This is a genomic window from Rhodococcoides corynebacterioides NBRC 14404 (assembly GCF_001894765.1).
In the GTDB taxonomy this organism is placed as follows: domain Bacteria; phylum Actinomycetota; class Actinomycetes; order Mycobacteriales; family Mycobacteriaceae; genus Rhodococcoides; species Rhodococcoides corynebacterioides.
The window spans coordinates 272,303-296,048 of record NZ_BCWV01000003.1 but is presented as its reverse complement, the minus strand read 5'-3'; the positions used below and the strand labels follow the sequence as shown (position 1 = coordinate 296,048).

General features: G+C 71.9%; 12 protein-coding genes (1 of these 12 only partly in view). 9 read left to right on the top strand and 3 right to left on the bottom strand.

Annotated features, from left to right (window positions below; genetic code table 11):
- The first annotated feature begins 21 nt into the window (after positions 1 to 21).
- On the top strand, positions 22 to 1,242 hold the full coding sequence (locus tag RC2_RS06620) for a sensor histidine kinase (RefSeq protein WP_083529664.1): 1,221 nt from the start codon (positions 22 to 24) through the stop codon (positions 1,240 to 1,242).
- On the opposite strand, the gene RC2_RS06615 is transcribed toward RC2_RS06620, so the two are convergent.
- Positions 1,171 to 3,837, bottom strand: coding sequence for a DUF4135 domain-containing protein (locus RC2_RS06615; RefSeq protein ID WP_139277302.1), 2,667 nt, complete (start codon positions 3,835 to 3,837; stop codon positions 1,171 to 1,173). The two genes, RC2_RS06620 and RC2_RS06615, sit on opposite strands and share 72 nt — an antisense overlap.
- 95 nt (positions 3,838 to 3,932) lie before the next feature.
- Complete coding sequence (locus tag RC2_RS18620) at positions 3,933 to 4,115, bottom strand: hypothetical protein (RefSeq protein ID WP_068151389.1); 183 nt, start codon at positions 4,113 to 4,115, stop codon at positions 3,933 to 3,935.
- 296 nt (positions 4,116 to 4,411) lie between these two features.
- Between RC2_RS18620 and RC2_RS19195 the strand changes: the two genes are divergently transcribed.
- From RC2_RS19195 to RC2_RS06595, 3 genes are all read left to right on the top strand, one after another.
- Positions 4,412 to 6,124 (top strand): LuxR family transcriptional regulator, encoded by a 1,713-nt coding sequence (locus RC2_RS19195; protein WP_068151384.1) that lies wholly within the window; start codon positions 4,412 to 4,414, stop codon positions 6,122 to 6,124.
- A 97-nt stretch (positions 6,125 to 6,221) separates the two neighbouring features.
- Positions 6,222 to 7,745 carry an acetaldehyde dehydrogenase ExaC gene (exaC, locus tag RC2_RS06600; protein ID WP_068151381.1) on the top strand — a complete coding sequence of 508 codons (1,524 nt, stop codon included), beginning with the start codon at positions 6,222 to 6,224 and terminating at the stop codon, positions 7,743 to 7,745.
- Entirely contained in the window at positions 7,745 to 8,272 is a 528-nt protein-coding gene (locus RC2_RS06595) for a DUF779 domain-containing protein (protein ID WP_245811006.1), read from the top strand. Before exaC ends, RC2_RS06595 begins: the two co-directional genes overlap by 1 nt.
- A gap of 33 nt (positions 8,273 to 8,305) precedes the next feature.
- Here the strand turns inward: RC2_RS06595 and RC2_RS06590 are convergent, their stop codons facing one another.
- A complete protein-coding gene (locus RC2_RS06590) occupies positions 8,306 to 9,229 on the bottom strand; it encodes a PDDEXK-like endonuclease domain-containing protein (protein WP_308125462.1) in 924 nt (307 codons plus the stop codon).
- 104 nt (positions 9,230 to 9,333) lie between these two features.
- Between RC2_RS06590 and eat the strand changes: the two genes are divergently transcribed.
- From eat to RC2_RS06560, 5 genes are all read left to right on the top strand, one after another.
- Positions 9,334 to 10,752: an ethanolamine permease gene (eat, locus tag RC2_RS06585; RefSeq protein WP_068151377.1), complete on the top strand. Its 1,419-nt coding sequence runs from the start codon at positions 9,334 to 9,336 to the stop codon at positions 10,750 to 10,752.
- On the top strand, positions 10,749 to 12,161 hold the full coding sequence (locus tag RC2_RS06580) for an ethanolamine ammonia-lyase subunit EutB (protein ID WP_068151375.1): 1,413 nt from the start codon (positions 10,749 to 10,751) through the stop codon (positions 12,159 to 12,161). The genes eat and RC2_RS06580 overlap by 4 nt, the downstream gene beginning before the upstream one ends.
- Before the next feature lie 34 nt (positions 12,162 to 12,195).
- On the top strand, positions 12,196 to 12,921 hold the full coding sequence (gene eutC, locus RC2_RS06575) for an ethanolamine ammonia-lyase subunit EutC (protein WP_068151393.1): 726 nt from the start codon (positions 12,196 to 12,198) through the stop codon (positions 12,919 to 12,921).
- Between the two features lie 38 nt (positions 12,922 to 12,959).
- Positions 12,960 to 14,453, top strand: a complete 1,494-nt coding sequence (locus RC2_RS06570) for an amidohydrolase (RefSeq protein ID WP_068151372.1) — start codon at positions 12,960 to 12,962, stop codon at positions 14,451 to 14,453.
- A 491-nt stretch (positions 14,454 to 14,944) separates the two neighbouring features.
- Positions 14,945 to 23,746, top strand: the 5' portion of a protein-coding gene (locus tag RC2_RS06560; protein WP_245811005.1) for a non-ribosomal peptide synthase/polyketide synthase. It continues 25,344 nt past the right edge of the window; 8,802 of the gene's 34,146 nt are visible here — the first part of the coding sequence; its start codon is at positions 14,945 to 14,947; the stop codon falls past the right edge of the window.

Sequence of the window (23,746 nt, the reverse complement as noted above, 5' to 3'; positions counted from 1 at the left end):
GAGGCCGGTCAGGACTCCGGTATGACAAATCACCCGTCCGACTCCCGCGAGCCGGTGGTGCGGCCACCGGTGAAGAACTACACCCGCGTCGGCAGCCTCTACGTCGCCGCGACGCTCTACGTCATGTCGTGGGGGACGGTCGTCCCGCTGGTCGCGCGGACCCCCCTGCGGCTCGATCGGCCCGCGGTGTGGCTCTGCTGCGGCGTCGTACTCGCGGCTCTGCTCGGTCTGACCTGGCTGATCACGCGGGCGGCCGTGCCCGGTCACGTCGAGACGCGACCGTTCCGACGCGCGGTGGCCTGGTACCTCGGCGTCGTGGCCGTGGGCGCGGTGATCGTCGCGGTGGTGGGCCAGGCGGCGTACGCGCAGCTCGCCTGGCTCGGCACCCTGCCGTTGATCTGCGGCGCCTTCGCCGCGTCCATGGTGTCGACACGGTGGGGTGCGGCGGCCACGATCGTCCTCGTCCCCGCGTGCCTTCCGATCACCGGCACGCCGGGGGCGCTCTGGATCTTCCTGGTGCTGGGCGCGGCCAACTTCTTCTACGTCCGGCTGGCCATGTGGATCTTCCGCCACGTCCGTGAACTCGACGCGGCCCGGCGACAGATCGCCCGGATGAGCATCGACCAGGAGCGCTCCCGGTTCTCCCGCGACCTGCACGACGTCATGGGCCGCTCGTTGTCGTCCATCGCCCTGACCTGCGAGCTGGCCCTGTCCGTGCGCGACGACGCCGCCGCGAAGGACACGCACGTCCGCGACGCGCAGCGCACGGCGCAGCGCGCCCTCGCCGACATGCGCGCTCTGGTGCGCGGGTACCACGACATCGAATTCGAGACCGAGCTCGCCGATGCCCTCGTGCTCCTCCGCACCGCGGGGGTCCTCGCCGAGGCCGACGGCGACGGCGGCGCCGAGCTCGATCCCGAGGCGTCCGAAGCCGCCGCGTGGGTGGTCCGCGAATCGGTGACCAATGTGCTGAAGCACGCCCCGGCCGCGACGGAGTGCGAGCTGACGATGCGTGACGGTGTGCTCGAGATCGTCAACGACGGCGTCGACGAGCGGTCCGCCGGCGACGGACTCGGTCGCGGCCTCGCCGGCCTCCGTGAGCGCGTGGAGGCCGTCGGCGGGACGTTCGCCGCAGGCCGGGACGGTGCGCACTTCCGCGTGCGGTGCGAGCTACCCCTCGCACGCCAGGCGAGAGGGCCGCAGCGCGATCGGGTCCGGGAGGTCGACGGCGCCCGTCGCTGACGAGGGGGACTCGACCAGGACCCGGCCGAACGCGATGCCGGCGACGCCGGTCATGAAGGTCGCGACGCCGACGTGACCCGGGTGGCCGGTCGCGTGCCCCGCCTGCCGACTGCGGTCCCGGAGTTCTCCGATTCGCCGGTCCGCGCGGTCGTCCAGGTCCGCGGCCGTGTCGGGGGCGACGGGCGCGAGCAGGAGTGCGAGGCGTCGGAGGACCGCGACGACGCCCGTCTCGCCGTGGCACAGCGCATCGTCGTTCTCGACGGGGTCGGGCACCGTCGCCGCGGCGGCGACCGCGGCGGGCACGTCCCCCGCCACGAGGGCGATCTCCGTGTGGCACAGCGCGAGCCCGGCCGCACCGCGACACCAGGAAGATCCCGCCGCACCGCGACACCGCGAAGATCCCGCCGAGTCGCCGGGGAGGTCGACGAGTCGCGCCCGATGCGCATGGCCGTCCACCCGCGCCAGCGCCCACGCGAGCCCGTCGACGCCGTGGGCGAGGCCGCGCTCACGGACCTCGCCGTGGTGCAGCGCCGCCGCCAGCCGGTCCGCCGCGCTGCGGACGGCGGGGTGATCGGCGAGGCCGAACTCGGTGAGGACGACGACGCCGCCGGCCAGGCCGCCGACGACGTCGAGGCGGTCGGCCGGGTTCGCCGTGTCGAGCACCGTGGACAGGAGGCGGTCGGCGGCGTCGCGGGCACGACCGTCGACCGCTCGGTCGGCGCTCCCGGACAGTTCGCGGAGCAGCCACACGGTGCCGAGCGCACCGGTGAACGGGCACCATGCTCGGCCCGTCTCGGCAGACACACCCTCCCGGAGGTCGAGGATCAGATTCTCGGCGTGCCGGGTCGCGGCAGCAGTCGCGTCGGCGAGGCGGCGGCGACGGGCCGGGGTCGGCCGGACGCGGGCGAGCGCTGCGCCGAGCAGGGCGGTGCCGCCGCCGTGATAGAGCGTGCGGTCGCCGGCCGTGAGCACCGGGTCGGCGTCCGGTCCCGCGCCCGGCAGGGCGTCCAGGGTCCCGAGAGTCGGTCCGAGGCCGCCCCGGCGGACCGTGCGTGCGGCCAGGCGGCGCTCGACGCGGGCCATCCCCCGCAGGGGGTCCGGATCCTGCAGCGCTGCAGAGAGATCGGTGGTCTCCGTCCGCGCAGGCACCGGTCGGGACGGGGTGTCGACCCCGGCGAGGGCGGAGCGCACCAGGTGCTCGAGTGCCGCGGGCGGCGTCCGGATCAGTGTGTCCAGACACCGGTGAGCGCGCGCCAGCGGCGTCGGCCCCACCGGCGGCGGCGCGTCCACGCGGTCGGCGAACCGTGGGACGTCCCCCTGCAGCAGCGCCGCGATCTCCGCCTCGGTCACCTCCGCCGTCCCGGTCGCGGACTCGGGGAGCAGGCGGAACAGACGCTCGGCCTCGGCACCGTCTCCGAGGTAGCGCGGATGCCGGGCCGCGTCGAGAAAGGCGGTGTAGACGGCGGTCGGACGAACCACCCGCCGACACGTCGTGGCCCGAGCGTCGTCGAGAAGCCGATGGATCTCGTCGCGTCGACGCGCGAGATGCCGTACCGCCGTGTGGAATCCGGCGACGACGTCGTCGACGTGGTCGGCGACCGGTACCGGGGTGGTCGTGTCGGGTGCGACCGGACGGTGGGTGGTGGCGGTGATCGTCGCCGGAACGGCCACGATCGTCCACCCGTCGGTTCCGCGGTGCACGTGACGGCGGGCGTCGGCGCCACCGGGCGTTCGTGTGCCGGCGCGGGAGAGAGCCGCCATCGACGTACTCGGCGACCCGGTCGGCAGCATCGTGGTGCCCAGCGGACCGTCCGCGAGCGCACACGTCAGCGGGTCGGCCATGGCCGGATTCTCGGTGGCCGGGTGCAGCAGCGTCTCGACGTCGATCGGGACGGGGTGATCGCCCACGGCGACGACGTTCTCGGCGTGCCCGTCGGTCGAACCCAGCGCGGTGAACACCGCGAGCACCCGGCCGGCGCGGCGGTGGAACCTCGCCGCCGCGTCGGGGTCGTCGGGAAGCGTTGTCGGCGAGACGAACTCGTGCCAGGAGAGGTCCGCGGTCGAGCCGGCTGCCCGACGGGGCAGGCGGAGGTGATCGCCCGCGGCGTCGACGTCGAGCAGGGTGACGATGCGTTCCAGCAGGTCGTCGGGATCGGCCGAGCGTGGCTTGACCACCAGGCAGGGAGACGCCGCGAAGTCGACCGTCAGGGTGGCCACGCGCCGCCCGCCGTCGTGCGGGTCGCCGTGGGCGATGTCGATCGCCGTGACCTGCCCCGACGGGAGCAACCCGAGGGTTCGGAGACGGGCAGCGTCGACGGCGAGCGCCTCGAGGATCGTCGACAGTTGGGCGATACGGTCGTCCGCGAGCCGGTCGAGGTGACGGGCGGCCACCGGGTAGGTGCGCCACAGGCGGTCGAGGCCGCCGGCGCGCAGGTGGGCGTCGAACGCGGCCAGCGCGGTGGTGGACGTCGGATCGGCGGGCGCACCCCGCTCGTCGCGGAACAGCTGGAACTCCTGCGCCACGGCGCGGCCGACCAGGTCCTCCGCATCCCGCGCGAACCGGTCGACCGCCGCGGTGATCGCGGCCGGATGCACGAGCGTCTCGCGGGGGAGGCGGTGCGCAGCGCACCGGACCCGGCGCACGGCGTCGTCGACGGCCGTGGCGACCGGGTCCGATGGCGGGACGGTGCTCAGACGCAGGACCAGGTGGGGCAGGTGGTGGTGGGCAGGCCGATGGGGACCGATCCGCGGACGCGGCCGGCCCGCGCGGCACCCGCCCCGGCGAGTCGAACGAGCTCGGCCTCGTCCGGCGCGGCGACGGTGGTGTCGGTGTCCTGGACCTGCGGACGAGTGGTGGATGTCAGTGCGGCCATGGGGTTCTCCGATCGGGAGTCGGTCGTGAGGGTGGGTGGTCGGGGTGACGGAACGAACGCTAGGCGGAATCCCCGGGCCGCGAAACGCAGCGCTGTGCGGGTGCCAAACCTCATGACCCGCAGAGTCGTGCGGGGACCGGCATCGCACGATCGTGCGATGGTCGTCGCATCGGCACGCGCCGGTGCACCGAATACGCAGGAGCGGCACCCACACCCGTGGGAGATCACGCGGATAGGCTGGGCGCGACCGAGCCGTCACCAGTGGCCGTGCCGAGGCACGGAAAGGGAGAACGACCGTGACCTTCGCTCGGCGACCGGAACCCACGACCGCTCTGCGTGCCGCCCTGATCGACCGGGGTGCGGACGGCGACGCCGTCGACGAGATCACTCTCGAGGCGCTCGCGGGCTGCGAGATCGACATCGACGATCCCTCCCTCTGTGCCGCGGCGCTGCTCGATCTCGGCCCCGCCGTCGTGCTCGACGCGCTGCAGAACGGCGCGGGGTGGGCAGGCTTCGCCGAGCGGCTCGCCGGAGCGCTCGTCGAGGTCGGCGACGTGCGCGGCGACGCGGCACGCGAGGTGCTCTGGTCCCTTCACCTGGCCGCCGGTGCGACGGCCGTCGCCACCCTCCGAGCGGTCGCCCCCGACACGGAAGTCGACGCCGGGATCGCCGAGCTGGCGTCGTCGGGCGTGGTGCGGGTGGTGCATCCGTCGGCGGGCGGCGCGACGTCGGGGTCGCGAGTGGCGTTGCGGCTGAGCGGAATCGGGGACGCCGTGCGCGAAGCGCGCGGACGGCTCCTCGCCGGGCAGGCGGAGACGATGCCGGCCCGAACCCTCGCCCTCGACCTGCGGACCGTCGACGACGTCCGCGCCGCCGCCGCGGACACCGCGCGCTCCGTGCCCCGCGTGGTCGAACTCCGCAGGTCGACCCTCGTCGCGCTCGACCGGCTCGCCGCCGTCGGCCGCTGGTCCGACGTCGTCACGCTCGTCGACGCGTCGGCGCCGGCGTTGGCCGCCGTGGGGTTGCACCGCGAGCTGCACCGCCGGGTCCAGGGCATGCTCGGCGCCGCGCCAGGCGTTCCCGACGACGTCCGCACTCGCTTGCGCGCCGTGTCGGCGGACCTGCACCTCGCGTCGGGCGACACCACCCTGTGCCGCCACCTGCTCGTCGCGACCGCTGCACCGGACGAGCGCGCCGTGTCCTGGCGGGCCGACGTCCTCGCCGCCGTGTGGGCCGTCCACGTCGACGACCGTGCCGTCCTGACCGCGGTCGATCGCTTCGTGACCGGGGGCGGTGCTCCCGCCGCCGCGGCTCAGGTCACCCTCGACCTGGCCGCCCGTCTGTTCGGCGACGGCCGCACCGCCGACGCGCAGGACGTGCTCGCCGTCGCCGGAGTGCATGCCGCGATCGCCGGCGACCCGCTCGTGCTCGCCCGCCTCCACGTCACCGACGCCGCGATCCGCGCCCGCATCGGCGAATCGGCCGTGGGACGTCGTCGGGTGGCCGCGGCGTACCCCCTCGCGGCGTCGCACGGCGATCACGCCTTCGTGCACGTCCTCGCGTCGTGCGTTCGCCCGCTGCACGGCGAACCGGGAGTCGAGGGCGTCGCCCGCGTCGCGGAGGTCCTCGATCTCGTCGCGGCGATGGACGGTGTCACCGTCGACCGTCGTCGGGTGCTGGCGGACGTCGTCGCCGACGTCGGGGTCGGGATGCGCGGGGCCACCGCCGCCCCGGTGCCGGTGTCCGCCGGAGCGATGCTGCGGTCGCTCTACGGCACCGTGGCCGGCGGTGCTCCCGGTGCGCCCGGGACCGGGCCGGAGCGCCTGACCGACCGGGAACAGCAGGTCGCCGAGCTGGTGGCCACCGGACTCGGCAACTCCGAGATCGGGGCACGTCTGGGGATCTCGCGGTGGACGGTGGTCAGCCACCTGCGCAACATCATGCGGAAATGGGACTGCACGTCGCGGGTGGAGGTGGCGCTCCAGTACCGCGACGGCGAGGCGGGATAGGCACGCAACGGTGTTGCAACGGTCGGCTCCGTAGTGTTCCCGATCACAGCCCCCGGGAAACACGGGGGCGGATCACGAGCGACGAAGGAGCTCTTCGATGACCGTCTACACCCGCCCGGGTTCGCCCGACAGCGCGATGTCCTTCCAGAGCCGGTACGACAACTGGATCGGCAACGAGTGGGTCGCTCCCGTGAAGGGCCAGTACTTCGAGAACCCCACCCCGGTCACCGGCCAGAACTTCTGCGAGGTGGCCCGCTCGACCTCGGAGGACATCGAGCTCGCCCTCGACGCCGCCCACAAGGCCGCCCCCGCCTGGGGCAAGACCTCCGCCGCCGAGCGCGCCGTCATCCTCAACAAGATCGCCGACCGCATCGCCGAGAACCTCGAGTCGATCGCCCTCGCCGAGTCCTGGGACAACGGCAAGCCGATCCGCGAGACCCTCAACGCCGACATTCCCCTCGCCATCGACCACTTCCGCTACTTCGCCGGCTGCATCCGCGCGCAGGAGGGGTCGCTCTCGGAGATCGACAGCGAGACCGTGGCCTACCACTTCCACGAGCCCCTGGGCGTCGTCGGCCAGATCATCCCGTGGAACTTCCCGATTCTCATGGCCGTGTGGAAGCTCGCGCCCGCCCTCGCCGCCGGCAACGCGGTGGTGCTCAAGCCCGCCGAGCAGACCCCGGCGTCGATCATGCACCTGATCTCGATCATCGGTGACCTGCTGCCGCCCGGCGTCGTCAACATCGTCAACGGGTTCGGCACCGAGGCCGGCAAGCCGCTCGCCTCGAGCCCCCGCATCAAGAAGATCGCGTTCACCGGCGAGACCACCACCGGCCGCCTGATCATGCAGTACGCGTCGCAGAACCTGATCCCGGTGACGCTCGAGCTCGGCGGCAAGAGCCCCAACATCTTCTTCTCCGACGTGCTCAGCCAGAACGACGACTACCAGGACAAGGCCCTCGAGGGCTTCACGATGTTCGCCCTCAACCAGGGCGAGGTCTGCACCTGCCCGTCGCGGTCGCTCATCCAGCAGGACATCTACGACGACTTCCTCGCGCTCGCCGCGATCCGCACCAAGGCCGTCCGCCAGGGCGACCCGCTGGACACCGAGACGATGATCGGAGCGCAGGCGTCGAACGACCAGCTCGAGAAGATCCTGTCCTACATCGAGATCGGCAAGGGCGAAGGCGCGCAGATCGTCACCGGTGGCGAGCGGGCCGAGCTCGGCGGCGACCTCAACGGCGGTTACTACGTGCAGCCGACGATCTTCACCGGCAAGAACAACATGCGCATCTTCCAGGAGGAGATCTTCGGACCCGTCGTGTCGGTGACGTCGTTCTCCGACTACGCCAACGCCATCGAGATCGCCAACGACACCCTCTACGGCCTCGGTGCCGGGGTCTGGTCGCGTGACGGCGGCGTCGCCTACCGCGCGGGCCGCGACATCCAGGCCGGCCGCGTGTGGACCAACACGTACCACCAGTACCCGGCCCACGCGGCGTTCGGCGGCTACAAGCAGTCCGGCATCGGCCGTGAGAACCACCGCATGATGCTCGACCACTACCAGCAGACCAAGAACCTGCTGGTCAGCTACGCCCCGAAGGCCCAGGGCTTCTTCTGATGCTGCCCCGCTTGAAGGCCACCGCCGGGGCGATGGAGCTTCTCCGTCGCCTCGGCGGTCTCCACGGCGCGCTGATGATGCATCAGAGCGGCGGGTGTTGCGACGGCTCGTCCCCGATGTGTTATCCCGCAGGCGAATTCATCGTCGGGGATCGGGACGTGTTGCTCGGCCTGCTCGATCTGCGTGCCGACGTGGACACGGTGCCCGCCGATCTGCCGGCCGACGCCGACGCCGTGCCGGTGTGGATCTCCGGGTCGCAGTTCGAGGCCTGGAAGCACACGCAGATGGTCCTCGACGTCGTGCCCGGCCGGGGGAGCGGCTTCTCCCTCGAGACACCGGAGGGGCTGCGGTTCCTCAGTCGCGGCCGGGCCTTCACCGAGGACGAGCTGTCGACGCTCGCCTCCCAGCCCCCGCTCACCGGGGCGCAGTGGGAGGAGGGTGAGCGGCCCGAGGTGCCCGACGAGTCCGTCGTCGTCGCCGAGGCCGTCGATGCCTGCCCGGTGCCGGGTATGACGCTGCAGGGCTGACGGTTCGGTGCGGTAGTCCACCCCCACGGTGGACTACTGCACCCGAGTCACGAAGCGCCGGATCTCGGCGATGACCTCGTCGGGTCGATGGGTCAGGTCGTGCCAGGTGTAGCGCAGCACCGTCCAATGCCGGACGAGAACGTTCTGGCGTCGCCGGTCTCGATGGAAGACGGTGCTGTCCGAATGGAACGCCCACCCGTCGATCTCGATCGCGAGGCGCAGCGCCGGGAATGCGATGTCGATGACGTAGCCCCCGAACGGGTGGTTGACCTCCCACCCGGTCAGCCCGTCGGCGGTGAGCAGGCGGATCGCCAGCCGCTCGGCCTCCGAGCGGGCACCGCCCTCGGCCGCGAGGAGATATCGCTCGGCCACCCGATGGCCGTGGCGGCGAGCATTGCGGTCCTGGGCCCGTCGAAGGGCGGGGAGGGTGGCGTTCCGCTGCAACTGACGGTCGACGAGTTGTTGGCCCAGAACGGTCGACGCCTCGAGCACCGTCAGCTCCAACCGTGTCACGCGAATGCCTCGCAGCTCGACGACGTCGGCCGGGTCCAGCGTGCGTCGTCGAATGCGCACCCCCGAGGCGCTGCGCCCCGACGCCGTGCGAGGCACCGTCACCTCGATCACGGGAACGAGGTAGGTGGTCAATCCCAACCAGAACGCGGCCCCCGCGCCGCTCAACACCCCGGATCCGGTGGACCACACGGCGCACCGCGCTCGGGCCTCGTCGGTGAACGGTCGGTCCACGGCGACGTAGAGCCCCCGAGCAATGCGTCGCCATGCTCCGGAGTTCACCCGTCCCTCGATCACCCGGTGCGTCAGTCCGGCATCGCGTGCCTGGGCAGCCGTGATCACGCCGTCCTGCCGGGCGAGGACCTTCTCGATCATGACCTGATCGACGCAGCAGTGGCCCGCGGAGTTCCGAACCGCACCGCTCTCGGTGCAGTCGTCCACCTCCACGGTGGACTACTGCACAGAAACCGCGACCGTACGCAAACACGCGGCAATACCCCCGCAACACACCCCACCTACGGTTCCACCACCCCCCGCGAGAAAGGCTCACCATGGCCGTCAAGGAACCCCGATCCGACACCCAGCCCACCGACGACTACCTCGCCAAACGCACCCTGAGGTCGGGCACGGCGGGGTGGGTGCTGCTCGCCGGCCTCGGCGTGAGCTACGTGGTGTCGGGTGACTACTCGGGCTGGAACTTCGGGCTCGAGCAGGGCGGCTTCGGCGGCCTCGCGATCGCGGCGGTGCTGATCGCCGGCATGTACCTCGCGATGGTGCTGGGGATGGCGGAGATGTCGTCGGCTCTGCCCGCGGCGGGCGGTGGTTACACGTTCGCGCGGCGCGCACTCGGCCCCTGGGGCGGATTCGCCACGGGCACGGCCATTCTCATCGAGTACGCGATCGCCCCGGCGGCCATCGCGACCTTCATCGGGGCGTACGTCGAGTCGCTCGGGCTGTTCGGCATCACCGACGGGTGGTGGGTGTACCTGGCCGTGTACGCGATCTTCATCGGCGTGCACCTGGCCGGGGTGGGCGAGGCGCTCAAGGTCATGTTCGTCATCACGGCGATCGCGCTGGTGGGTCTGCTGATCTTCGTGATCGCCGCGGTGCCGATGTTCGACGCCGCCAACCTCACCGACATCGAGCCGACCGACGCCGCGGGCGCGTCGAGCTTCCTGCCCATGGGTTACCTGGGCATCTGGGCGGCGGTGCCGTTCGCGATCTGGTTCTTCCTCGCCATCGAGGGTGTCCCGCTGGCGGCCGAGGAAGCCAAGGACCCGGCGCGCAACGTCCCGCGCGGCATCATCGCGGCCATGGCCGTGTTGCTGGTGACGGCCGCCGCCATGCTGATCCTGGTGACGGGGGCCGGCGGCGCGGACGCGATGCAGTCCTCGGGCAACCCACTGGTGGAGGCGCTGGGCGACAGCGGCGCCGCGACGGTGGTCAACTACATCGGCCTCGCCGGTCTGGTCGCCAGCTTCTTCTCCATCATGTACGCCTACTCGCGGCAGCTGTTCGCCCTGAGCCGGGCGGGCTACCTCCCGAAGTCGATGTCGGTGGTGAACTCCCGCAAGGCGCCGACGCTGGCGCTGATCGTGCCGGGTGTCATCGGCTTCGCCCTGACCTTCACCGGCAAGGGCTCGATGTTGCTGAACATGGCCGTCTTCGGCGCCGCGCTCAGCTACGTTCTGATGATGGTGAGCCACATCGTGCTCCGCCGCCGCGAGCCCGACATGCCGCGGCCCTACCGCACTCCCGGCGGCACGGTGACCACCGGCTTCGCGCTGGTGGTCGCTGCCCTCGCCGTGGTGGCCACCTTCCTGGTGGACAGTCAGGCGGCGCTGTGGTGCCTGGTCGTGTTCGCCGCCTTCATGGCGTACTTCGGTCTGTACAGCCGCCACCGTCTGGTGGCCTCGTCGCCGGACGAGGAGTTCGCCGCCCTGGCCGATGCGGAGCGTGACCTGGAATGACCGTGTACCGACAGTCCCTGGCCGGCAGCACCTACACCTTCGACGGGCTGGTCGAGGTGATGGCGAAGGCGACACCGCCGCGATCCGGGGATCGTCTGGCCGGCTGTGCGGCCGAGTCCGACGCCGAACGTGCCGCCGCCGCATGGGTTCTCGCCGACCTGCCCCTGCAGACCTTCCTCGACGAGCAGGTGGTGCCGTACGAGGACGACGAGGTCACCCGGCTCATCTGCGACGCGCACGATGCCGACGCGTTCGGCGCCGTCTCGCACCTGACCGTCGGCGGCCTGCGCGACCACCTGCTCACCGTCGCAGCGGAATCCGGCAGCGCGGAGACCCTGCGCGCCCTTGCTCCCGGTCTCACGCCGGAGATGGTCGCGGCCACGAGCAAGATCATGCGGAACCAGGATCTGATCGCGGTGGCCAAGGCCGCAGTGGTGACGTCGGCGTTCCGCACCACGATCGGTCTGCCCGGCACGATGGCGACACGCCTGCAGCCGAACCACCCGACCGACGACCCGCACGGCATCGCCGCGGCCACGCTCGACGGGCTGCTCATGGGGTCCGGCGATGCGGTGATCGGCGTCAACCCCGCCACCGATTCCCCCTCCGCCACAGCCGATCTGCTGTATCTGCTCGACGAGATCCGGCAGCGGTTCGAGATCCCCGTGCAGTCCTGCGTCCTCTCCCACGTGACGACGACGGTCGGTCTGATCGAGAAGGGTGTGCCGGTGGATCTGGTGTTCCAGTCCATCGCGGGGACCGAGGGCGCCAACCGCAGCTTCGGCGTCACCGTGCCCATGCTGCTCGAGGCGAACGAGGCGGGAAAGTCGTTGCACCGCGGCACCGTCGGCGACAACGTGATGTACCTCGAGACGGGCCAGGGGTCGGCGCTCTCGGCCGGTGCCCACCTCGGCGCCGGCGGGAAACCGGTGGATCAGCAGACGCTCGAGACCCGCGCCTACGGTCTGGCCCGCGCGCTGGACCCCCTGCTGGTCAACACCGTGGTGGGGTTCATCGGCCCCGAGTACCTCTACGACGGCAAGCAGATCGTCCGCGCCGGCCTCGAGGACCACTTCTGCGGCAAGCTGCTCGGCCTGCCGATGGGCGTCGACGTCTGCTACACCAACCACGCCGAGGCCGACCAGGACGACATGGATACGCTGCTCACGCTCCTGGGCGCGGCCGGGGCGGCGTTCGTCATCGCGGTGCCGGGCGCCGACGACGTCATGCTCGGCTACCAGAGCCTGTCCTTCCACGACGCGCTCTACGTCCGGCAGGTGCTGGGACTCAAGCCCGCGCCCGAGTTCGAGGCGTGGATGCACCGACTCGGCATGACCGACGACGCCGGCCGGGTCCTTCCCGTCGACGCCTCGACCTCGCCGCTGCGTGCATTGGCGGCTCCGGCGTGACCGCCTCGCCGCTCCGCGCATCGGCGGCCCCGGCATGACCGCCCCCGACTTCTGGTCCGATCTGCGGCTCACGACGCAGGCCCGGATCGGACTGGGTCGGGCGGGCGATGCGTTGCCGACGTCGCGGGTGCTCGAGTTCCAGGCCGCCCACGCGGCGGCCCGCGACGCCGTCCACATGCCCCTCGACGTCGACGCGGTCGTCGCCGAGCTGACGGAACTCGGACTCGGGGACCCCGTCGTCGTGTCGAGCCGCGCGGAGTCGAGGAGCGAGTACCTGCGCCGACCCGATCTCGGGCGGCTGCCGGCCGATCTGTCGGCCCTACCGCGCACCGACGCCGATCTCGGCATCGTCCTGTGCGACGGGCTGTCCCCGCGGGCTCTCGCCGAGCACGGTGTCGGGCTCACGCGCGCCCTCGCCGACGCTCTCGGCACGTTCACGATCGCGCCGCCCGTCGTCGCCACGCAGGCGCGGGTGGCGCTCGGCGATCACGTGGGCGAGGCGCTCGGCGTCGGCACCGTCCTCGTGGTCATCGGGGAGCGTCCCGGCCTGTCGGTGGCCGACAGCCTCGGGATCTACCTCACTCACCAGCCGCGGCCGGGGCGCAGCGACGCCGAGCGCAACTGCATCTCCAACATCCACCCACCCGGCGGGATGACCTACGACCACGCGGCGCGCGTGGCGGCGTCGCTGGTCGCGGGGGCACGGCAACTGGGCCGATCGGGTGTCGATCTCAAGGACTCGTCCCGCGAACTGACCTGAGCATCGGGGCCGACGCTCGGGGCCTACAGTCTCCTCTCGTGTTGCTGCAACGGGTGCGGGTCGATCCCGCGCGGGAGGGGTTGTCCGACGTTCGCGTCGAGGGCGACCGCGTCACCGAGATCTCCGCTCCCGGCGAGCGGCTGAGCGCCGCGGGGGATGACGTCGTCGACGGTGCCGGCGGGGTGCTCCTGCCGGGGTTCGTGGACGGGCACGTGCACATGGCGCAGTGGTCGTTGGCCCGCAACCGCATCGACGTCGGCGACGCGACGAGCGCGGCCGACGTCGTCGACACCCTGGTGGCGGGGTCCGCCGTGCCGGGATCCGTCGTCCGGGCCCACGGGTACCGCGCCGCGCTGTGGTCGACGCCCCCGCACAAGGACATGCTCGAGGCGGCGCTGCCGGGCGTCCACGTCGCCGTGACGAGCATGGACCTGCACTCGGTGTGGCTGTCACCGTCGCTGATGGACGCACTGGGCGTGGTCCATCCCACCGGCTACCTGCGCGATCACGACGCGATCGCCATGCTCGCCGTTCTCGATGCGCGGGTCGACGACGCCGAGGTGGACCGGCAGGTGCTCGACGGCGCCGACGAGTTGGCGCGCCGCGGCATCACCGAGATCCTCGACTTCGAGTACGACGACAACTGGTCGTCGTGGGCGCGTCGAGCGGCGCGCCGACTGCCCGCGGTGCGAGTGACCGCGTCGACGTGGTCGACGTGGCTCGAGCACTGCGTCGAAGTGGGTCGACGCACGGGAGAGCCGGTACCGGACACCGCCGGCACCGTCCGCATGGGCCCGCTGAAGATCATGGCCGACGGATCGCTGAACACGCGGACCGCGTGCTGCCACGACCCCTATCCCGACGACGGCGGCAGCCACGAGTCGCACGGCCTGCTCCTGGTCGATCAGCCCGAGCTGGTCCGGCTCATGACCACGGCCGCGTCGGGTTCCATCGCGTCCGCGGTCCACGCGATCGGGGATCGCGCCAACACCGTGGTGCTCGACGCCGTCGCCGCGGTCCGGGCCCGGATGCGCACCGGCGAGCTGCCCACCGTCGGCGCCCGGATCGAGCACGCCCAGCAGGTGCGCCCGGTGGACCTCGCCCGGTTCGCCGACCTCGGTGTCGTCGCGTCGATCCAGCCACAGCACGCGATGAGCGATCGGGACGTCGTCGACCTTCTGTGGGCGGGCCGCGCCTCGCGGGCCTATCCCTACGGGTCGTTGCACCGGCTGGGGGTCGCTCTGCAGTTCGGGTCCGACGCCCCGGTCTCACCGCCCGACCCCCGCGCCGCGGTGGCCGACGCCGTGCACCGGACCGACGACGACCGGCCGCCGTGGGAGCCCGACGAGGCGTTGCCGCTGTCGGCGGCACTGCGGTCGGCGTGCGGTGGGCGCGACGCGGTGACGGTGGGATCGGCCGCCGATCTGACCGTGCTCGCGCAGTGGCCGCACCTGCTCTCCAACGCGGATCTGCGGTCGGTTCCGGTGCTCGCGACGGTCTCCGGGGGGCGGGTCACCCATCTGTCGGCGTAGGGCGAACGAATGACGATCGTGACCCTCTCCAAAGGAACGCCGACGGGCCTACCGACCGGTAGGGTCCAGAACGAGGTTCGTGGAGTCTCACGGGCAGTGCGCACCCGTATGGGGTCGTCGATCGTGCGGTCTCACGATTCGGTGCTCCCGAGTGTGCTCGAGTAGGCTCGGTCGGCGCCTCGGTGCGTCGACCGAACTCGCGGGGGGTCCTCGCTCGGCCGACGCGACCGGCGCGTCGCCGGAGAGCAGGCGACCGGACGGACGATGATGACGGTGTCGACGACGAACACGAGGAGGAACCATCGGCCCACGCGGGCGCGGGAAGCCGCCGCTCGCGGTAACGGCACTCGACCACGGAACGATGTGACCATGTTGCAGTTCGAGTCGTGTGCGCCCTTCGGTGTGCGCATGACCGGGTCGGATTTCGGGTACCGAGAAACACGGTGCGTCGGACCGGCGATCGTCGACGATCTTTGAGGATGGTGCAAGACTTGAGCGCTGGGAACGCAGCCGGCTCCGACCGTGTCCCGGACGGCGCCTTCCCGCTGTCCGCGGCGCAGCGTGGGATGTGGTTCGCGCAACAGGCGCTGGGCGACGTTCCGGTCACCATCGCGCAGTACATCGAGGTCGACGGCGACCTGGACCTCGACATGCTCACGGCGGCGTCCGTCATGGCCGGCAAGGAGTTCGGCTCCGGATACCTCCGCATTCTCGACGTCGACGGCATGCCGTATCAGATGGTCGACCGTTCCATCGACGACACCATTCGGCTCCGGGACTTCCGTGGCGAGACCGACCCGGCCGCTGCGGCGATGGACTGGATGCGGCGCGAGTACAGCGCCCCCGTCGACCTGCTGAACTCGCGACTGGTCGCGCTGTGGCTGCTCCGCCTGGACGAGCACCGCTGGTTCTGGTTCTCGCGCATCCACCACGTGGCGCTCGACGGCTACGGCGCGATGGCCATGATCACGCGCATCGCGGAGATCTACACCGCCATGGCCGCGGGGGAGGAGATCCCGCCCGCCAAGGCGCTGGACGTCGAGACGGTCTTCGAGGACGAGGCCAAGTACCGCGACTCGACGCGCTTCGAGAAGGACCGGGAGTACTGGCTGACCCGGACCGCCGACCTGCCCGCCCCGGTGTCGCTCGCGGGCCGCACGGCTCCGGTCGGCAGTCACGCCCGCATCGTTTCGGCGGCGCTCCCGCCGGCGTTGAGCGAGGCCGCGGACGCGGCCGTCGACGCGCTGCAGACCGCGCAGGCGCCGCTCGTCGTCGCGGCGTTCGCCGCCTACCTGGCGCGGATGACCGACACCGAGGACGTCGTGCTCAGCCTGCCGGTGTCGGCCCGCACCACGGCGCAGCTGCGCAACTCCGGCGGCATGACGTCCAACATCGTCCCGCTGCGGCTGTCGGTCACCCGCTCGGTGACCGTCGCGGAGCTGGTGCGGGACACCCAGCTCGAGCTCACCGGGGCGCTGCGTCGTCAGCGCTACCGGCACGAGGACATGCGCCGCGACCTCGGTCGGGGCAACGGTGATCGCGGGCTGTTCGGCCCGTCGGTCAACATCATGTTGTTCCACCCGGTGATCCAGCTCGGCGAGGCCACGGGCCGTCTGCACGTGCTCACCACCGGCCCCGTCGAGGACCTCGCGGTGAACATCTACGCAGGTGTCGCCGGGTCGTCGACCAACATCGACTTCGAGGCCAACCCCGACCTCTACTCGGCGGACGATCTCGCCCGTCAGCACGCCCGCTTCTTCCGCTTCTTCGAGTCGTTCGTGTCCTCGGACTCCGGGCGGGCGGTCGCCGACCTGCCGCTCGCCGACGACGAGGAGCGGCGCCTGACCCTCGAGCGCTTCAACGACACCGCCGACACGGTCGAGCCGGGCACCGTGATCGACCGTCTGTGGGCGCGCATCGGGGAGACCCCGGACGCCGTGGCTCTCGACTTCGAGGGCACGCAGCTGACGTTCGCGGAGTTCGGCGGGGCCGTGGCGCGGCTCGCGCGACACCTGATCGACCTCGGGGTCGGTCCCGAGGTGCGCGTGGCCGTCGCGATGCGCCGATCGCTGGACATGCTCGTCGCCATCCACGCGGTGCTCGAGGCGGGCGGCGCCTACGTGCCGCTGGACCCGGACCACCCGCCGGCCCGTACCGATTACGTCCTGCGCACGGCCGACCCGCTGTGCGTGCTCACCACGTCCGCCGACGGGTTCACCGTTCCGGACCACGAGGCCCCGGCCGACAGCGTGGACGTCGACGTGCTCGAGGTCGACCGGCTCGAGCTGTCCGGTCTGTCGTCCGATCCGGTCACCGATGCGGAACGTCGCGGCGCGATCCACCCGACCACCACCGCGTACATCATCTACACCTCGGGTTCGACCGGTCGGCCCAAGGGCGTGTCCGTCGCACACGAGTCGATCACCAACCAGGTCGACTGGGTGTTCGACACCTACGGGTCGGCCACCGAACGCCAGGTGGTGCTGCAGAAGACCCCCGTCACCTTCGACGTGTCGGTCTGGGAGCTGTTCGCGCCCAGCCGCGGCGCGACGCTGGTGATCGCCCGCCCCGACGGCCACCGCGATCCCGCGTACCTCGCCGACGTCATCGAACGCACGGGGGTCACCGCCACGTCGTTCGTCCCGTCGATGCTGACCCTGTTCGTCGAGCAGATCGAGCCCGGACGATGCTCCTCGCTGCGCGCGGTGCTGGTGGCCGGTGAGGCGTTCGCCCCCCGGCTCGTGGAGGCCTGGAGCCGATTCGGATCGATCGACGCCATCCACAATCTCTACGGCCCCACCGAGTTCACCGTGCACGCGACGGCGGCGTCGGTGTCGTCGGTGCCCCGCATCTCGGTGCCGATCGGATCGCCGGTCCGCAACGCACGGGCCTACGTCCTCGACCACCTGCTGCGCCCGCGGCCGATCGGCGCGGCCGGCGAGCTGTATCTCGCCGGGCGTCAGCTCGCGCGTGGCTACGCCGACCGGCCCGATCTGACGGCCGATCGCTTCGTCGCCGACCCGTTCTCGACCACCGGCGAGCGGATGTACCGCACGGGCGATCTGGTGCGGTGGAACCCGGACGGCGAGCTGGACTACCTGGGCCGCACGGACTTCCAGGTCAAGGTGCGCGGTCAGCGGATCGAGTTGGGCGAGATCGAGGCCACGCTGCTGCAGGACGACGCCGTTCGTGAGGCCGTCGTCGTGGTCCATCACGGTGACCTCGGTCAGCGCCTGGTGGCGTACGTGGTGCCGGCCTCCGGGCGCACCGTCGACCCCGCAGCCCTCGCCGACGTGGTCGCGGACATGTTGCCCGCGTACATGGTTCCGGATGCGATCACCGTCATCGACTCCATGCCCCTCAACTCGAGCGGCAAGCTCGACCGGCGGCAGCTGCCGGAGCCGGTCTTCCGCGACGCCGGCGCCTCCTTCCGTGCTCCCACCACGCCGGTCGAGCAGCAGATCGCCGCCCTCGTCGCCGACGTCCTGGGTGTCGCACGGGTGGGTGTCGACGATTCGTTCTTCGCCCTCGGCGGCGACAGCATCATGTCCATCCAGCTGGTCGCCCGAGCGAAGGCCGCCGGTCTGCAGATCACGCCGCGAGACGTGTTCGAGGCCAAGACCGTGGCGCGGTTGGCCGAGGTCGTGTCCGAGGCGGCCGAGACGCCGGTGCTGGACGAATTGCCCGGTGGCGGAGTGGGATCGGTCCCGCTCACCCCGATCATCGCGTGGATGGCGGCGGATCCGGCGCTCACGGCGTCGTTCGCGCAGTCGATCGTGGTCGATCTCCCGCCCGGTCTCGACCGGACCGGGGCCGACGAGGCCCGGGTCGTCGACACGATCGCCGCGGTCGTGGCGCATCACGACGCTCTGCGCGCGCGGCTGGAGCGGACCGACGACGGCTGGTCGCTGACGGTGCCGCCCGCCGGTGACGCGGTGCCGGTGGAGTCCCTGCTCGAGCATCGGATCCTCACGCCGCGCATCGGCACCGCCGACTTCGACGCCGCGCTCGGCGAGATCTCCCGCGAGGCGCTGAGCCGACTCGACCCCGCTGCGGGTCGCACCGCCGCCTTCGTGTGGCTCGAGTCCGGTTCCGATCCCGAGTCCCGTTCGGACGACCGCGACCGCCTGCTGATCGTGCTGCACCACCTCGTGGTCGACGGTGTGTCCTGGCGAATCCTGCTGCCCGACCTGGCGACGGCGTGGGCCCAGTCGTCGGCGGGCGAACCGGTGGCGCTGCAGCCGAGCGGAACGTCGTTCCGACGCTGGGCGCACGCGTTGCGCGAGCGTGCGACGAGCGAGACCGTGCAGGCGCAGCTGCCGCACTGGCGCACCGCGCTCGGTGCCGAGCAGGAGCTCTTCGCCTCGCGTCCGCTCGATCCTGCCGTGGACACGGTGGCGTCGCTCGACCGGATCGACGTGACGTCGCCGTACCCGGTGACGTACGCGATGCTCACCACGGTCCCGACGACGTTCCGCGGCGGCGTCAACGACGGTCTGCTGACGGCGCTCGCGCTCGCGGTCGGGCAGTGGGAACGTCGGCGCGGCAATTCGGCACGCTCGTTCGCGGTCAACCTCGAGGGCCACGGCCGCGAGGAGGAGTTGGTGCCGGGCGCGGACCTCTCGCGGACGGTCGGCTGGTTCACCACGATGTATCCGGTGCGCCTGGACGTCACCGACGTCGACCTCGCCGACGCACTGTCGGGTGGCGGTGCGGCCGGCACGGCGATCAAGGCCGTCAAGGAGCAGCTGTCCGACGTGCCCGACCGCGGCGTCGGCTACGGACTGCTGCGTCACGGCCCCGAGCCGGTGATCGACGCCGATGCTCCGGTTCCGTCCGTCGGTTTCAACTACCTGGGCCGCGTCGGTACCGCCGACGTGCCCGAGGAGATCCGCGCCGGCGGATGGTTCCCGGACGCCCGGCACGCGGCGCTGAACGGCCTCCGCGGCGACGACGTCCCCGTGCAGGTCGAGATCGACGTCACCGCGATGGTGGTGGACGGCGAGCACGGTCCCACCCTGCGAACCACGTTCGAGTACCCGTCGACGCTGTTCTCGCGGACCGAGATCGAGGATCTCGCCCTGGTGTGGTCCGAGGCTCTGGGTGCCCTGGCCACCCATTCGGCCGAGCCGGACGCCGGCGGTCTGACCCCGTCGGACGTCGACCTGGTGCGAGTCGGCCAGTCCGTCATCGAGTCGCTCGAGACCACCTACCCGGGTCTGGAGGACATCTGGCCGCTGGCTCCGCTGCAGGCGGGTCTGCTGTTCCACTCGGCGCTCGCCGGCGATCACCTCGACGTCTACTCCACGCAGATCGTGCTGGAGTTGGGCGGACGTCTCGACGCCGAGCGTCTGCACGCGGCCGCCGACGGTCTGGTCGCGCGGCACCCGAATCTCCGTGCCGGCTTCGTGGTCGACGACGAGGGCACCGCCCTGCAGGTCGTGGTCGACTCCGCGGTGGCGCCGTGGACGCATCGCGACCTCACCGCCGATCCGGACCTCACGGCCGCGGACGTGGAGACCGCTGCCCGCGAGGCGGTGCTCGCCGAGCGCACGGCGCGCTTCGACATGACCGCGCCCCCGCTGCTGCGGTTCCTGCTGATCCGCACCGGGCCGGACCGCCACGTCTTCGCGATGACCAACCATCACATCCTGCTCGACGGCTGGTCGTTGCCCATCGTGGTGCAGGACCTGTTGTCGCTCTACGTCTCTCGCGACCCGGCGTCGCTGCCGCGGGTGCGCCCCTACCGTGACTACCTGGCCTGGCTGGCGGCGCGCGACGATCGGGCGTCGCTCGCCGCCTGGGCGGGGGCGCTCGAGGGTGTCGAGGAGCCGACGGCGCTGGTGCCGGCCGCGAGCCCCGCCACCGAGGCCGCCGCCGATGCGGTGCCGGCCGACCACGTCGTGCCGGTGCCCGCGGAGGTGAGCGAGCGGCTCCACTCCTTCGCCCGCGATCGCGGTGTCACCCTGAACACCGTCCTGCAGGCGTCGTGGGGAATCGTGCTGTCGCGCAACACGGGTCGCGACGACGTGGTCTTCGGTACCACCGTCTCCGGCCGCCCCCCGCAGGTTCCGGGTATCGAGTCGATGCTGGGCCTGTTCATCAACACGTTGCCCGTCCGGGTCCGTCTGCAGCGCGGTGACGACGTCGGCTCGCTGCTGGAGCGGCTGCAGCGCGAGCAGACGTCGTTGCTCGACCACCACTACGTCGGCCTGACCGACATCCAGCAGAGCGTGGGCGTGGGCCCCCTGTTCGACACGCTCATGGTGTACGAGTCCTACCCGCTCGACCGCGAAGCGCTCACGCGCGAAGCGGATTTCGACGGGTTGCGCGTGCTCGGGGTCGAGTCCGGCGATGCCACTCACTACCCGCTGACCGTCATCGCCGTCGCCGATCCGGATCTGCGTCTGATCGCGAAGTACCTGCCGGGTCGCATCGGCGCCGACGAGGTCCGCGACATCATGGACGGCTTCCTCGGCGTTCTCGCCGCGGTCGGCGAGGACACCGCCCGCCGGGTGGACGACATCGAGGCGCTGCCCGCGGAGCGGCTGAACCAGGTCAGCGCCGTGCGCGGGGCGCCGTCCCTCGAGCCGCGCCTGCTCGGTGACCTGTTCGCCGACGCGGTGCGCCGCCGTCCGGACGGCGACGCGGTGGTCACCGACGACGACTCCATCACCTACGCCGAGCTCGACCGGCGATCGTCGGCGCTCGCGCGGGAACTGCTCGCACGCGGTGCGACCACCGAAACGGTGGTGGCGCTGGCCATTCCGCGGTCCGTGGCGTACTTCGTCGCTCTCTGGGCCGTGGTCAAGAGCGGCGCGGCGTACCTGCCGGTCGATCCCCGCTACCCGGCCGAGCGCGTGCGCCACATGGTCATCGACTCCGCCGCGGTGCTGGGCCTGACCTCGGTCGGCACCGACGCGGTGCTCGCCGAGCCGCTCCCGGACGACGTCGAGTGGCTCCGCATCGACGACGCGCGGGCCCGCGAATTGCTCGCGGCCCATCGGGACACCCCGGTCGAGGCCGGCGAGCTCGCCGGGGCGCCGAGCCCGGACTCGATGGCCTACATGATCTACACCTCCGGCACGACGGGGGCGCCGAAGGGCGTCGCGGCGATCCACCGGGGACTGGTCGACTTCACCGCCGAGGTGACCGACACGTTCGAGGCCGGGCCGCAGTCGCGGGTCATGGCGTTCGCCTCGCCGAGCTTCGACGCGTCGGTGCTCGAGCTTCTGCTCGCGACGGGCGCCGCCGCGACGCTGGTGGTCGTCCCTGCCGACGTGTACGGCGGTGAGGAGCTCGAGGCGTTCCTGCGTCGTCACGAGGTGACGCACGGCTTCGTCACGCCGGCCGCGCTCGCGACCGTGGACCCCGCTGCCGCACCGCATTTCGATCGGGTCGTCGTGGGCGGCGAGGCCGTGCCGGACGATCTGGTCCGGCGCTGGGCCCCGGGGCGACGCATGTTCAACGGCTACGGGCCGACCGAGACCACGATCCTGTCCAACACCACCGAGCTCACCGCCGACCGCCGCGTCGTGATCGGTCCGCCGATTCGCGGCATGCGCGCCTCGATCCTCGACGCGCGGCTGCGGCCGGTGGGTCCCGGCGTGCCGGGTGAGCTCTACCTGTCGGGCCCGTCGGTCACTCGCGGGTACCACGAGCGTCGGAGCCTCACCTCCGAGCGCTACGTGGCGGACCCGTCCGGCACCGTTCCCGGCGCCCGCATGTACCGCACCGGCGACGTCGCGCGGTGGGTCGAGGACCGCGGCGAGTGGGCCGTGGAGTACCTGGGGCGCAGCGACTTCCAGGTGAAGATCCGCGGTTTCCGCGTCGAGCTGGGCGAGATCGACGCCGCCGTCGGCGGCCACGACGACGTCGAGTTCGCCGTCACCCTCGGCGTGCCCCTGCCGTCCGGGGCCACGACCCTGGTCACCTACGTGCTGCCGCGAGCCGGATCGCCGCTGGCGTCGGACGACGACGCGGCCGAGACGATCAGGACGCACACCGCGGCCACGTTGCCCGCGCACATGGTGCCGGGCGCCGTCGTCGTGCTCGACTCGGTGCCGTTGACTCCGGCCGGCAAGCTGGACCGCCGGGCCCTGCCCGCTCCGCAGTTCACCTCCACCGGCGACGACGGACCCGGTACCGACGTCGAACGTGCTCTCGCCGAGGTCTTCTCGGACGTCCTCGGCCTGCCGTCCGTCGGCGTGCACGACTCCTTCTTCGACGTCGGCGGCAACTCGTTGGTCGCGACCAAGCTGGTCGCGCGGGTCAATGCGCTCGGCGCCGGACGACGCGTGGGCGTGCGCGACGTGTTCGAGAACCCCACCGTCGCCGGTCTCGCCGCGGTGGTCGGTGCCGCGACGGCGGACGACGCGGCCGTGACCGATCTCCCGGCTCTCACCGCCGGCCCGCGTCCGGACCACGTGCCGCTGTCGCCCGCGCAGCAGTCGATGTGGCTGCTCAACCGATTCGACCCGTCGTCGCCCGCGTACAACATCGTGTTGCCCGTCCGTCTCACCGGATCGGTGAACACCGATGCGCTGCAGGCCGCCGTGGCGGACGTGATCGAGCGGCACGAGGTGCTGCGCACTCGCTATCCCGAGACGGACGACAGTGGACCCCACCAGGACGTCCGACCCGCGTCCGAGGTGACCGTCGATCTGACTCCGGTGGCTCTGCTGGGCGGCGACACCGGCGTCGAGAAGCAGTTGCTCGAGGCCGTCGTCGACTTCGTGTCGACCGGCTTCGACGTGGCGGCGGCACCGCCGGTCCGTGCTCGTCTGTTCCAGGCCGGGCCCGCCGACCACGTGCTCGTCGTGGTGGTCCACCACATCGCCGCGGACGGTGCGTCCATGGCCGCGCTCGCCCGCGACGTGATGGTCGCCTACACCGCCCGAGCGGACGGCGTGGAGCCCGGGTGGGAGCCCCTGCCGGTGCAGTACGCCGACGTCGCACTCTGGCAGCGCCGAGTCCTCGGCGAGCCCGACGATCCGACGTCACCGGCCGGGCGCCAGCTCGAATTCTGGCGCCGCACCCTCGCCGGTGCGCCGGAAGTGCTCGAGCTCCCGACCGACCGGCCGCGTCCGGCACGGCGGACCACGAACGGCGATTTCGTGCCCGTCTCGATCCCGGCCGACGTCGTCGAGGCGCTCGACGGCGCCGCGAAGGACGCGCAGGGCTCGCTCTTCATGGCGGTCCACACCGCCCTCGCGGTGCTGCTCGCCCGCGCGACCGGGAGCGAGGACATCACCGTGGGCACGCCCGTCGCCGGCCGAACCGCCGGACCGGCG

Coding starts and splice junctions, on each gene's coding strand:
- exaC (WP_068151381.1), top strand. CDS start 6,222: ATGACCGTCTACACCCGCCCGGGTTCGCCCGACAGCGCGATGTCCTTC.
- RC2_RS06595 (WP_245811006.1), top strand. CDS start 7,745: ATGCTGCCCCGCTTGAAGGCCACCGCCGGGGCGATGGAGCTTCTCCGT.
- eat (WP_068151377.1), top strand. CDS start 9,334: ATGGCCGTCAAGGAACCCCGATCCGACACCCAGCCCACCGACGACTAC.
- RC2_RS06580 (WP_068151375.1), top strand. CDS start 10,749: ATGACCGTGTACCGACAGTCCCTGGCCGGCAGCACCTACACCTTCGAC.
- RC2_RS06620 (WP_083529664.1), top strand. CDS start 22: ATGACAAATCACCCGTCCGACTCCCGCGAGCCGGTGGTGCGGCCACCG.
- eutC (WP_068151393.1), top strand. CDS start 12,196: ATGACCGCCCCCGACTTCTGGTCCGATCTGCGGCTCACGACGCAGGCC.
- RC2_RS18620 (WP_068151389.1), bottom strand. CDS start 4,115: ATGGCCGCACTGACATCCACCACTCGTCCGCAGGTCCAGGACACCGAC.